This is a genomic window from Streptomyces sp. NPDC079141 (assembly GCF_040686775.1).
Lineage (GTDB): Bacteria > Actinomycetota > Actinomycetes > Streptomycetales > Streptomycetaceae > Streptomyces.
The window spans coordinates 455548-467893 of record NZ_JBFBLP010000001.1 but is presented as its reverse complement, the minus strand read 5'-3'; the positions used below and the strand labels follow the sequence as shown (position 1 = coordinate 467893).

The following is a 12346-nucleotide window of genomic DNA, read 5'->3' as shown; positions in this document are numbered from 1 at the left end:
CCCATCGCGAGCGTCACCCGTACCTCCCCGAGGAGCCCAGGCGTGAAACGACGCAGAACGACCCTGTTGTCCCTGACTGCCCTGCTGGCGGCGGGACTTACCGCGCTGCCGACCGCAACGGCAGGCGCCGAGGAGGTCGAGCAGCTCAAGAACGGCACCTTCGACACGACCACCGAACCGTGGTGGGCGACGAGCAACGTCACCACCGCCCTGTCCGACGGACAGCTCTGCGCGAACGTCCCCGGCGGCACCGCCAACCGCTGGGACGCCGGCGTCGGCCAGAACGACATAGCCCTGGTCAAGGGCGAGACCTACCGCTTCTCCTTCACCGCGAACGGCGCCCCCGAGGGGCACGTGGCGCGCGCGATCGTCGGCCTGTCGGCCGCGCCGTACGACACCTACTTCGAGGTGACGCCGGAACTGAGCGTCTCCGGGAACTCCTACACGTACACCTTCACCTCGCCCGTCGACACCGCCCAGGGGCAGGTCGCCTTCCAGCTCGGCGGCAGCCCGGACGCCTGGCGCTTCTGCATGGACGACGTGTCGCTGCTCGGCGGAGTGCCGCCCGAGGTCTACGAACCGGACACCGGCCCGCGCGTGCGCGTGAACCAGGTCGCCTATCTGCCCGCCGGGCCGAAGAACGCCACCCTGGTCACCGACGCCACCGGGAAACTGCCCTGGCAGCTGAAGAACGCCTCCGGGGCCGTGGTCGCCCAGGGCTGGACCGTGCCGCGCGGCACCGACGCCTCCTCCGCCCAGAACGTCCACTCCATCGACTTCGGCGGTTACCGCAAGCAGGCCGGCGGCCTCACCCTGGTCGCCGACGGAGAGACGAGCCGCCCCTTCGACATCGGGACGGCCGCCTACGAACGGCTGCGCCTGGACGCCGCGAAGTACTACTACACCCAGCGCAGCGGCATCGCGATCCGCGACGACCTGCGCCCGGGCTACGCCCGCCCCGCCGGCCATGTCGACGTCGCGCCCAACCAGGGCGACGGCGCGGTGCCCTGCCAGCCGGGCGTGTGCGACTACACGCTCGACGTCACCGGCGGCTGGTACGACGCGGGCGACCACGGCAAGTACGTCGTCAACGGCGGCATTTCGGTGTGGGAGCTGCTGAGCACCTACGAGCGCGCCCTGCACGCCCGCACCGGCCGGCCGGAGAAGCTGGGCGACGGCACGCTCGCCATCCCCGAGAGCGGCAACAAGGTTCCCGACCTCCTCGACGAGGTCCGCTGGGAGCTGGAGTTCCTGCTGAAGATGCAGGTGCCCGCGGGACAGCCGCTGGCCGGCATGGCACATCACAAGATCCACGACGAGCAGTGGACCGGCCTGCCGCTGATGCCGCACGACGACCCGCAGAAGCGTGAGCTGCACCCGCCGTCCACCGCGGCGACCCTCAATCTGGCGGCGGCGGCCGCGCAGGCCGCGCGCCTGTACAAGCCGTACGACAAGGAGTTCGCGGCGAAGAACCTGGCGGCCGCCCGCAAGGCCTGGGCGGCGGCGCTCGCGCACCCGGACCGCTACGCCTCCGAGAGTGACGGCATCGGCGGCGGCACCTACGCCGACAACAACGTCACCGACGAGTTCTACTGGGCGGCGGCCGAGCTGTATCTCACCACCGGCGAGAAGGAGTTCGCGGACCGTGTTCTCAACTCGCCCCTCCACACCGCCGACATCTTCGGCCCCCTCGGCTACGACTGGGCCCGCACGGCCGCGGCGGCCCGGCTCGACCTGGCGACCGTACCCAGCAGACTGCCCGGCCGCGACAAGGTGCGTCAGTCCGTGATCAAGGGGGCGGACGGCTACCTGACCACCCTGAAGTCACACCCGTACGGCATGCCCTACGCCCCCGCCGACAACCTCTACGACTGGGGCTCCAACCACCAGGTCCTCCACAACGCCGTGGTCATCGCCACCGCGTACGACATCACCGGAGGCTCGAAGTACCGGGACGGCGCGCTGCAGAGCATGGACTACCTCCTCGGCCGCAACGCGCTCAACATGTCGTACGTCACCGGCTACGGCGAGGTCAACTCCCATAACCAGCACGCCCGTTGGTACGCCCGTCAACTCGACCCGAGCCAGCCGAACCCGCCGCAGGGCACGCTGGCCGGCGGGCCGAACTCCGGCATCCAGGACCCCTACGCACAGAGCAAACTCCAGGGCTGCGTCGGCCAGTTCTGCTACATCGACGACATCCAGTCCTGGTCGACCAACGAACACACCATCAACTGGAACTCGGCCCTGACCCGCATGGCGTCCTTCGTGGCCGACCAAGGCTGACCCGCTGAGGCCGCCCGGGCGGCACACTGAAGGCATGAACTCACCGGCACCGCAGGTCGATCCGCGCCGCACCACCGTTGTCGTGGTGGGCATCGACCGCTACGAGGCGGGGCCGGCCTGGGATCTCGACGGGCCCGTGGCCGACGCGCTGCGGTTCGCCGAGTGGTTCATGTCCCGAGGTGTGCCGCCCGAGCGGATCACCGCACTGCTGTCGGCTCGCGCCCCGAAACCGGACGACTTGCCGTACCCCGTGCTGGAGGCCGACCGTGCCACGGTGCACCGCACGCTGCTCAGAACCGTCACGGCGGCCCCGAGCGACCTGCTGTGGGTCGTGTGGGGCGGCCACGGCGTCGTGGACGCCGAGGGCCGACGCAGACTGCTCTACGCGGACGCCACCGCCCACGACCCCCTCAACCTCGACTTCGACGCGCTCTTGACGTACTACCGCTCCGCACGCGGCCACCCTCGCCAGATCTGGCTCGTCGACGCCTGCCAGAGCCTGCGCGATCCGTGGCGCGCCCGCCGCCTGCTGCCGCACGAGGACTACGGCGCCGCCAGCCCGGTGACCGCCCGCAATCAGGCCGTCCTCTTCGCCGTACGCCCCGGCGAGGCCGCAGCCAACCTCACCCCCTCCCGCACCGGCCTGTTCAGCCGCGAGGCCCTGGCCGTCCTCGCCGACGACGCCGCCTGGCCACCGGACCCCGGCGCGGTCATGGACCGCCTGCGCGACCGCTTCACCCACCTGCGCGCCGCGGGCCTGCCGCAGCAGACACCCACCTACGTCTGGTCGCGCACCTGGGACGGCGACGAGGGCCAGCTCCTCTCCCTCGGCCATGCCGACGGCCGCGTCCCCGAGCAGGACACCGACCTCACCCCGGACCGCCTCCGCACCCTGACGGACGCTCTGCTGGCGGTCCCGGAGTTCGTGGAACCGCACGGCCGGGAGGAGATCCTCGGCCTGCTCAGGACCGGCGTCCGCGCCGCCATTCCCCGGCACAGCCGAGCACGTCTGGACACGATCAGCATCGTGCGCACGTGTGCGCGGCGGCCTGGGGCGCTGCGGGAGTTGGGGGAGGCGGTGTTGTTGTGTGCGGGGGGCGGGGCGGGGGCGGAGCGGGTGCACGGACTGATCGTCGAGGTGACCGGTCCGTAAAACTGGTACCGGGTCACGCCCCGGACTGCGCGTCGGCCGTCGGTGGCTTAGCATCCGGCCCTATACACGAGCCTCGCGAACCGGCGGACTCCCGGGACCCCGTCGCAGCGCCTCTCGACAGCCCGGCCGACCTCACCCCGCAGCAGCTCCGGCCCTTGGTGGACGCCCTGATGGCGGTCGAGGAGTTCGCGGAGCCGGGCGGCCGCGAGGTGATCCTGGGCCTGTTGCCGAGCAGTGTGCGGTCCGCCATTCGTCGCGACCGCCGCTCGCGCCTCGACACGATCAGCATCATCAGCACCTGCTGGCGGCGCCCCGGGGCACTGCGCAAGCTCGCGGAGGCGGTGTTGTTCTGCGCGGAGGGAAGCCCTGAGGCCGAGCGGGCCTACGGCCTGATCGTCGAGGTCACGGGGCATCCGGCCTGATCGGCCGTCACGTCGCTTACGCATCCCGGCTGTCGGTCCCATAAGCTCGGGCCCCATGTACGAGCCCCGTGAAGCGGCGGAGTCCGCGAGCGTCGACTCCTGGTTGCCCCGACTGTCCCATCTGACGCTGGAGGACCTTCCCCAGGTCAGTCACGCGGCGCTGCGGCCCGCGATGGACGTGCTGCTCGACAGCGTCGACCGGTCGTTCAGCACCCGGGCCGGCAGTGACGGAGGCTGACCGGGAGCTGGGCCGTCACCGACTCGACGGCGCCTTCCTCCGGATGTTCTGTTCCACCGGTGAACGCGACCAGGTGGCGCACACACTTCTCGACGCCGAGTACAGCCGACGCCTCCTGATGCTGCGTCTGCTGGTGGACGAGGTCGCCGCCCGGCCCGCGGCGGTCGGTGCGCTGGCACCCGCGCGTGAGGCGTGGGAGCTGCTCGCGCGGGCCCAACGCCGCAACCCGGACGCGGTGCGCCGGCTGCTGATGGACCCGCAGACGGGGCTATGGGCGGCGCATGTGCTGCGCAGGCTGCGCGGTTCGGCGGACGACGACGCCCCGCTGTGGACCGACGTCGGGCAGCTGCACGCCCTGGCCGCGGCCGGTGCCGTCCTCGCCGGGCTCGACTTCCGGATGGCCGTACCGGCCCGGGAAGGGTCCGTACTTCTGCCGTGTCTGGGACAGGCGTGGTCCGCCGACGCGGAACCCTGGGCTCTGGCCGAGGTAAGCGCGCTCGGCGGTGCGGCCCAAGTGCGGCTGGAGGGCGGGCCCGTGGTGGACGTGCCGGCCGATGCCACCAGGGACGGTGCGGGCTGGCGGGGCATGCGGCGGCTGTCCACCAGCCATCAGGGCCTCGCTCTCGCCCTCACCGTCGACGATCTGGCCCTGTATCCCGTCGTCGCGGGCGCGGCGAGACCGGCCCGGCTGGACGAGGCGGCCGTGCGGCGCTGGCAGTACGCGCTCGACCGGGCCTGGGCGCTGCTGGTCGAGGACCACCGCGAGAGTGCGCAGGCGCTCTCCGCGGGGCTGGTTTCCCTCGTACCGCTGCCGGCGGGCGAGCGGTTCCGGACGGACAGTGCCTCGGCCTCGGAGGCGTTCGGATGCGTGATGCTCTCCGAGCCTGGCTCCGACGGCCCGGACCACGAGGACACCGTGGAGTTCGCGGTGACGCTGGTGCACGAGTTCCGGCATACCCTGCTCAACGGACTCATGCACCTGACGCCGCTCACCGGTGACTGCCCGGACCTCTACCACGCACCCTGGCGGGACGACCCGAGGCCGCTGACCGGCGTCCTGCACGGCGCGTTCGCCTTCTCCGGCGTGGCCCGGTTCTGGCGCACGCGCTGCGCCCGCGACACGGGCAGCGCACTTGAGCGCGCCCGGTTCGAGTTCGCACTGTGGCGGAGCCAGTCCCGTGCCGTGCTGGAGACGCTCGACGCCCTGCCCGCCCTGACCGCGACCGGCCGGGCCCTCGTGCGCGGCCTGCTGGCCGACCTCCGGTCCTGGCACGACGAGGCGCTGCCCGAGTCGGCCGTACGGACGGCGGCCCGGGCAGCGGCCCACCAGCGGGCCGCCTGGCGGGTCCACCATGTGGTGCCCGACGAGGAGACGGTGCGGGCGGCCGCGGACTCCTGGACGAGCGGCGCCGAACCGCCGCGCGCCGTCGCCGCGGACGCCCGTGGAACCATCCGTACCGACCCCGAAGGACGCCGCCTGGATGTCGTCGCGAACCTGCTCCGCCTGAAGATCGCGGACCCGCCCGCCTTCGCCGCCGCAGGAACGCACCTCAAAGGGGTCACCGCAGCCGACCTGGCATACGTCGCGGGCGATTTGACGGAGGCCGAGGCCCGGTACACGAGGGAGGTGGCCACCACCGCGCGGCCCGTCTCCTGGGGCGGACTCGCACTCGTCCTCGCCGACCGCGCGACCGGCGCGGGCCACCGCGCCCTGGGAGAGCGGCCGGAACTGCTGCGCGCCGTCTCCGGTGCGATCACCCGGCGGTCCGGGAGGACGGTTCCGCCGGTCGAGCTGGCCGACTGGCTGGCCCGCGCCTGGGACGGCGCCGGCGCTCACAGCGGCAGCGGATCCATGTCGCAGTCCACCCGGTGTTCCCTGCCCAAGGCCCGGCGGACGACGGGGTGATCCGCCCCGAGCGACCGGCCGAGCCGCTGCGCCGTCGCACTGTGCAGGCGTTCCGCCTCCTCCTGCTCGCCCAGCGCCCGTAGGTCCAGGGCGAGGTTGGCGGCGCAGGCCAGGGTGGAGGGATGGTCCGGTCCGAGCACCTCGGTGGACAGATCGAGGGTCTCGCCGTCCAGTTCCCGGGCCGCCGCGTACTCGCCCAGCTCGTACAGGTCACCGGCCAGGTCGGTCGCGCACACCAGGGACGACGGATGGCGCGGCCCAAGGGCCCGGCGGAACTTCTCCAGCACCCGCTCGTCGGCGGCACGCGCGGCCTCCGCCTCGCCGAGCAACCGGTGTGTGATGGAGAGGTCCACCTCGGCCGACAGCGTGTGCGGATGCGCGGGCCCGTAGGCCTCGGCGTACTTCTGGTGGATCCGCACGCCGAGATTGCGGGCGGTGGTGAGCTCGCCCGAGTGCCGCAGGTCGATCGTCAGCTCCAGCGTCGACGCCATGGAACCCGGGTTGTTCTCGCCGTACCGGCGGATCAGGGCCGCCTGGGCGCGCTCGGCCGTCTCCCGTGCCTCCTGGTGCAGGCCGGCCTTGCGCAGCGCCACCGCCAGGTGCCGGTGACTGGACAGGGTGAACGGGTTGTCGGGGCCGAGCAGGCGCAGGGCCCGCTCGGTCAGCTCCCGCTGGTGGGTGAGGGCGGTGTGGTAGTCGCCGAGCTCACGGATGTCGAGGACGAGGCCGAGCCAGGTCATGAGGCTCACCACGTGGTCCTGGCCGTAGTGCCGCTGCTTGCTGTCCCAGGTCGCGGCGTCGAGCTCGCGTGCGGCGGCGAAGTCCCCGGCGAGGCGGAGGCTGACGCCCCGGTTGTGGGCGGCCCGCAGGGTCTCGGGGTCCTCGGGGCCGAGCAGCCGCACATAGCGCTCGTGCACCGACTCCGACAGTTCCAGGGCGGCCGTGAAGTTGCCCTTGACCCGGCGGTCTATCGCCACGTTGCCGAGCGCGGCGAGGGTGTCCTCGTGGTCCTCGCCGACCGTGCGCCGGTAGGCGTCCAGCACCCGGTCGTTGACGGCCGCCGTCTCGGCGTACCGGCCCATGCTGAACAGCACGACGCCCAGCCACCGGGACACCTCCAGGGTCTGCGAGTTGTCCTCCCCGCTGTCCTGCCGCCAGGCCTCGTAGGCGGACTGCGCCAGTTGCAGCGCGGCGTCGAAGTTCCCCGAACGGCACAGGTACCGCACCTCGTTGACGATCAGCGCGCGCACCCACCGGTCGGTGGACCGGACGGCCTCCGAGACGATCAGGTGCGGGTACAGCTCGCCGTAGCGCGGCCAGTGGTTCACGTCGTGCGGGTCGGCGGGATCATGGGCCGCCAGCAGCAGATGGGTGCCCTGCCGCATGCGCTGCTGCTCGGCCTCCGTCATCCGGGCGATCAGCGCCGCCTGGACGAGCCGGTGCATCTGGAGGGAGTTGGTGCGGAAGTCGAACCGGGCCAGCGAGTGCCGGCCGATCTCCCGGATCGCCTGGCCGAGGCGGATCGGGTCCTGCAGGACCGCGTCGAGCTGGGGGGTGATGGTGGCGCCCCGGCGTCCCGCGAACAGATTGCGGGAGATGGACTCGGGCGCGCAGAACGCGCACAGCTGCAACAGCTGCATGGCCGCGGGGTTCTTGGTCTCCAGATGGTCCAGTGAGACGTTCCAGGCGGCCATGACGGGGAACTGGTAGTCCAGCGGTGCGCCGAGACTGAGCAGGTCGACCTGCTTCTCGTCCAGCAGCCGCAGGTATTCGTCCGCGGGCATCCCGGTCTCGGCGCGCCAGGCGGCGGCCTGTTCGACGGCCAGCGGCAGATCGCCCAGGGCCTCCGCCAGGCGGTCGGCCTCCTCGTCGCTGATGTCGGGGCCGCGCCGGCGCAGCAGGTCCACGCTCTCCTCCCGCCGGAAGACGTCCACCTCCAGCGGCTTGGCGACGCCCGCCCACTGCGGATTGCGCGAGGTGACGAGGATGTTGCCCGGCCCTCCGGAGGGGAAGTAGGGGCGCACGGCCTCGGGGCTGTCGGCGTTGTCGAAGACCAGCAGCCAGTTGTCGTAGGGCTCTCCGCGGCGCAGCGCCTCCAGGACGGCGGTCACGGACCAGGTGGCGTCGCTGCCCGCCTTCAGGCCGAGCCGCGGGGCCAACTGGACCAGGGACAGTGCGATCTGGGCGGTGCGTTCGGCGGAGATCCACCAGACGACGTCGTAGTCGCCGAGGTGGCGGTAGAGGTACTCCACGGCGAGCAGCGACTTGCCGACACCGCCCATCCCGTGCAGGGCGTTGGGCAGCACGGCCGTCGCCTTCTCCCGGCGCAGCCTGCGGTGCAGGGCCTCCAACAGCTCCTCGCGGCCGGTGAAGTTGGGGTTGCGCGGCGGCACGTTGCCCCAGACGGCCGGGGTGGAGCGCCGGTCGGCCGGCACCGGGGGCCCGCCGGGCGGGATGTCGGTGCGCGGCTGCGGTCCGTTGGTCGGCTGGTTCACCAGTTCCTCCTGCTTCCGGAGGTGCGAAGGGGGTGGCGCCGGTGCTCTCCCGGCGGAATCGGCCGGGCCCGCGAGGAGCGGCGGGGCCCCGGCCGCCACGATCTCGCGCTCCAGCGCCCGCGCCTGGGCGGCATGCGGACCCGACAGGGCATGCAGTACGGCGATCTCCGCCTCGGCCCAGGCGCGGGTCTCGGCGTCCGCCCGGCGCGGCGGCGGGCTGTGCTGCCCGGCCAGCAGCTCGGGCACCCGCCACAGCCCCCGGGCCGACGGCCCAAGGGCCTCGCCGACCAGGTCGACGACCTGCCGCAGCTCCTCGGTCCGCCCCGCGGCGAGCAGTTCGCCCCGGACGTCCGGCGCGAAGGCGTAGGCGATCCGCGGACCGGCCGTGGGCGGCGGGCCGGTGACCGGGTGGATCAGACCATGGGTGAGCAGCTGGACGAAGTCGGAGATCCGGGCCCGGGGCCGCAGCCGGGTCAGCACCCGCCGGACCAGGGGGACGGCCAGCGGTGTCGCGGCGATCAGCGTGCCCAGCGCCAGGGCCTCCGGCGACACCGACCGGCGGAACGCCGCGACACGTTCGGCGGCCCCGGACCGGGGTCGCTCCGGGGGCGGGCCACCCTGCTCCGGGGCCACGAAGGTCAGCGGAAGCCGGACCGACGTCCCCCGGGGACCGGTGATCAGCCGCACCCACGACGTCAGGCTGCGGGGAGTCAACTCCAGTACGGGCACCGGCAGATACGAGGTGGCGTCCGTCGCCTCCCCGGGCGTGCCGAGCCCCATTGCCCTTGCCCGCGTCCCGAGTTCGCGGTTGGGTGCCCCGGGGCCCGCCGACCGCGGCGACAGCGGCCAGGTCGGGATGCCGGCCTCTGGCCAGGCCTGGTGGGGCAGCAGTTGGACGACGGCCAGCGGGCCGGATCGCGCCCACCGGTGCAGTACGGGTCCCAGGGCGCCGGTGCGCCAGCCGGGCGCGTTGCCGTCCGTGACCACCAGCGTGAGCCGTCCCGGCAGCGGGGCGGGCCCGCGTCCCGGTGGCCGTGTGCGCAGACCGCACCGGTCCACGCGGCGGAAGGCACGTGAACGGCGCAGCAGTTCGGTGAGCTCCGCGGCCGTGTCCTGCCAGACGGCCATCCCGGGGTCGGTGTCCACCGCCACGACCACGTCCCAGGGGTGTGGTCCGCCAAACCCCCGCAGCGCGCGCAGCGCGCCCTGCGCGTCGGCGATGTCCGTCCAGCGCCCGGGGTCCGTCCAGGGAGCGCACCCGCCCCGGCCGTCGAAGGACGTCATGGCCCCTCCACGGCAACCCATCGCCAGACGGCGTCGAGGGCTGCCTCCCCATCCTCGATTCCTTCCCGGCTTCCGCCGGGCGCACCCGCGTCGAGCAGATGCAGGGCGTCGAGGAGCGGTCCGGTCACCGGTCCGGAACCGTCCACGGCCAGGTCGAGCAGCGTGTCGGCATCCGCCGCGGGCAGGGCGGGGAAGCGCGCCCGGACCAGCGCCGCCAGCCGCTCCCGGGCCGGCGGCGCCAGCTCCAGGGACACACAGTGCCGCAGGAAGGACGGCGACAGGTCCCGCTCGCCGCCGGTCGTGACGACGACGAGGGGCGGCTCGTGGCAGCGCACGCGCGCGTGCCGAACCGTCGCCGTGCCGCCCGCCTCGCAGGTGTGGACCAGGGAGCCGGAGTCCGTCCCGTCGGGGGAGCCGAGGAGCTCGGGAATGGTGAACTCGCCGTCCTCCAGGACGCCCAGCAGTTCGTCGGGCAGGTCGAAACCGCCCCGGTCGAGATCGTCGACCAGGACGACACGCGGTAATCGACGCGCCAGCAGGGCGGTCCCCAGCGGGCCCAGGCGCACCGAACCGGCGCCCGCGGGACCGTACAGCCCGTCCCGCAGGGTGCTGCCGCCGGTGATCCGCCAGCGCAGCACCGGCCCCAGACCCAGTTCGCGTGCGATCCGGTACGCCAGCGCCGACTTGCCGGAGCCCGGCGCGCCGCCGACCAGCAGCGGGCGGCGCAACCGGAGCGCGAGGTTGACCCGCAGCACCTCTTCGGGATCGGCCGCCCACGGGGTGTCGGCGGGCCCCAGCATCCTGGTTGCCGTCTCGTCCGGCCGGGGCGGCTCAGGACCTTCGGGCGCGCCGGAGAAGGTTCGCCAGGGTGGCGGAGCGGGCCAGCGGCGATCGCGCTCGGCCTGGCTCAGCGGCACGCCGGTGCCGCGATAGAGCCACCACGAGTCCATGGGCGCATCCTCCTTGCGAGGGCCGGCCGCGGGGACCGGAACGGGGGTCGGGACCGGGTCACAGCGGTTTGCGGTCGGGGTCGTCCCACAGCACCGCGAGGTGCCGGCCGATGTGGTGCTCGGGAGTGCCGGAGCCGAGTACCGCGGCCTGCCGGCGGAACCGGGTGATCCGTGGCAGCAGATCGGCGAAGCCGCCGGCGAACAGGTCGCTGAGCACCTGCCGGAACTCCGTCGTGGACTCGCTCGTCCGGTGCCACACCACGACCGGATACCCGGTGCGCAGCGCCGTCCTGAACTCCAGGCTGCCGTGCGCCCGGTCCGCCTCGGGCGGTTCGCTGAGCACCGCCGCCACATGCCCCTCGTCCAGCAGCCCGGCCGCGACCCGGTCCGGATGCTGGGCGCTGGTGTTCGGGATGCTCATGTAGACGGAGCTGGTCGTCGGCTCCTGGCGCAGCTTCTGCCAGCGCAGCCGCCACCAGCCGTGCCAGCGCTGGTCCAGCAGCCGGTCCAGGCTCCGGATCACCACCGCCGGATAGGTCATGCCGAGGAGCAGGTGCGGATCCTCGGAGGCGTCCAACGGCCATGACTCCACAGGCAGGTTGATGAGTTCCAGCGGGAGCACGAACTCCAGCCGCAGCTGCCCCGGACGGTCGCCCTCGGCCCGCTCCACCTCGGAGATCACCTCGCTGACCGTGCGCTGGAGATCGGCGAACGGAATCACCGGGCTGTCATGGCGCCCCTCGAAGTCCCGTCCGCGGGCGTCGGAGTGGAACCAGTGGGACACGGTGTAGTGCCCCTCGTCCAAGGGCGCGGGCATGATCCGGATGGCGAGGTGCTCGTCGTGCGTGACGGGCTGCCGCTCCGCCGGCCGCACATACCGTCTTCGGTCGAGGGTGTCCCCGAACTCCCAGCGCAGGGCGCGATGCCGGTTGATCGCGCGGACCTCCTGGCGGTGCGCCGCGTCCATCCACGCGGACGCCTCGTCCAGATACGCCATCCACGGCGGCACCTGTCCCGGCGCCGTGTTCTGGCCCACCAGGTAGAGGAAGTCCGACCAGGCGGTGGTGGAGTGTTCGGGGAGGGTGCGTAATCGGGACAGGGTCGCCCGGCCCACCAGCCGCCGGCGCTCGTCGTCGGTGAGCCGCAGTGACAGCAGGGACTCCGCCAACAGGCCCCAGGACGCGGTGAACTCGGCCGGCAGGGTCCGCGCGGCCTTCCACTCGTCACAGAGCCGGAACATCTTCAGCGACTCGGCGGAGCCCGGGTCGAGCAGGTCGAGGACGGCGGCGAGGCAGGACAGGCCGTCCGGTCCGCGGCCGTCGAGCGGGCTCTTCATGCAGAGCAGCAGCAGGGCGATGTACTGGTTGCGCGGGATGCTGTGGCGGGGCAGCCGGCCCGTGCGCCCGAGCCGGTCGACCACGAGGACCAGGAACTGCTCCTGGTCCTCGGGCGTGCGCAGGCTGTCGCTGCCCACCAGGACGTCCACGGCGGTACGCCGTATCCGGTCCTCGATCTCCTCGCACAAGGAGGCTCCCCCCTCCGGCGCCCCACCCGGGCGCTCCCTTGCCCTGTCCGAACGACTCGCTGTGTACGCCTGTGACACAAGATTAGG

General features: G+C 72.9%; 8 protein-coding genes. 5 read left to right on the top strand and 3 right to left on the bottom strand.

All coding sequences use genetic code 11. From position 1 onward, the window contains the following. Positions 1 to 42 precede the first annotated feature (42 nt). The 5 genes from AB0Q90_RS02155 to AB0Q90_RS02135 all read left to right on the top strand — a co-directional run bounded on the left by AB0Q90_RS02155 (position 43) and on the right by AB0Q90_RS02135 (position 6005). Complete coding sequence (locus tag AB0Q90_RS02155; RefSeq protein ID WP_363164733.1) at positions 43 to 2286, top strand: glycoside hydrolase family 9 protein; 2244 nt, start codon at positions 43 to 45, stop codon at positions 2284 to 2286. Between the two features lie 34 nt (positions 2287 to 2320). Then, positions 2321 to 3439, top strand: coding sequence for a hypothetical protein (locus AB0Q90_RS02150; RefSeq protein WP_363164732.1), 1119 nt, complete (start codon positions 2321 to 2323; stop codon positions 3437 to 3439). Positions 3440 to 3609: 170 nt separating this feature from the next. Further along, positions 3610 to 3861, top strand: a complete 252-nt coding sequence (locus AB0Q90_RS02145) for a hypothetical protein (RefSeq protein ID WP_363164731.1) — start codon at positions 3610 to 3612, stop codon at positions 3859 to 3861. 55 nt (positions 3862 to 3916) lie between these two features. Further along, a complete protein-coding gene (locus AB0Q90_RS02140; RefSeq protein WP_363164730.1) occupies positions 3917 to 4099 on the top strand; it encodes a hypothetical protein in 183 nt (60 codons plus the stop codon). After that, a complete protein-coding gene (locus AB0Q90_RS02135) occupies positions 4086 to 6005 on the top strand; it encodes an HEXXH motif domain-containing protein (RefSeq protein ID WP_363164729.1) in 1920 nt (639 codons plus the stop codon). The genes AB0Q90_RS02140 and AB0Q90_RS02135 overlap by 14 nt, the downstream gene beginning before the upstream one ends. On the opposite strand, the gene fxsT is transcribed toward AB0Q90_RS02135, so the two are convergent. Genes fxsT through AB0Q90_RS02120 form a run of 3 tightly spaced genes read right to left on the bottom strand, consistent with a single transcriptional unit; the run spans position 5933 to position 12259 of the window. Continuing rightward, positions 5933 to 9784, bottom strand: coding sequence for an FxSxx-COOH system tetratricopeptide repeat protein (gene fxsT, locus AB0Q90_RS02130; protein ID WP_363164728.1), 3852 nt, complete (start codon positions 9782 to 9784; stop codon positions 5933 to 5935). The two genes, AB0Q90_RS02135 and fxsT, sit on opposite strands and share 73 nt — an antisense overlap. Then, the gene (locus tag AB0Q90_RS02125; protein ID WP_363164727.1) at positions 9781 to 10734 is read right to left on the bottom strand and encodes a MoxR family ATPase; all 954 of its coding nucleotides are present in this window, start codon (positions 10732 to 10734) and stop codon (positions 9781 to 9783) included. Before AB0Q90_RS02125 ends, fxsT begins: the two co-directional genes overlap by 4 nt. Before the next feature lie 58 nt (positions 10735 to 10792). Next, entirely contained in the window at positions 10793 to 12259 is a 1467-nt protein-coding gene (locus AB0Q90_RS02120; RefSeq protein ID WP_363164726.1) for a hypothetical protein, read from the bottom strand. Positions 12260 to 12346: the final 87 nt, after the last annotated feature.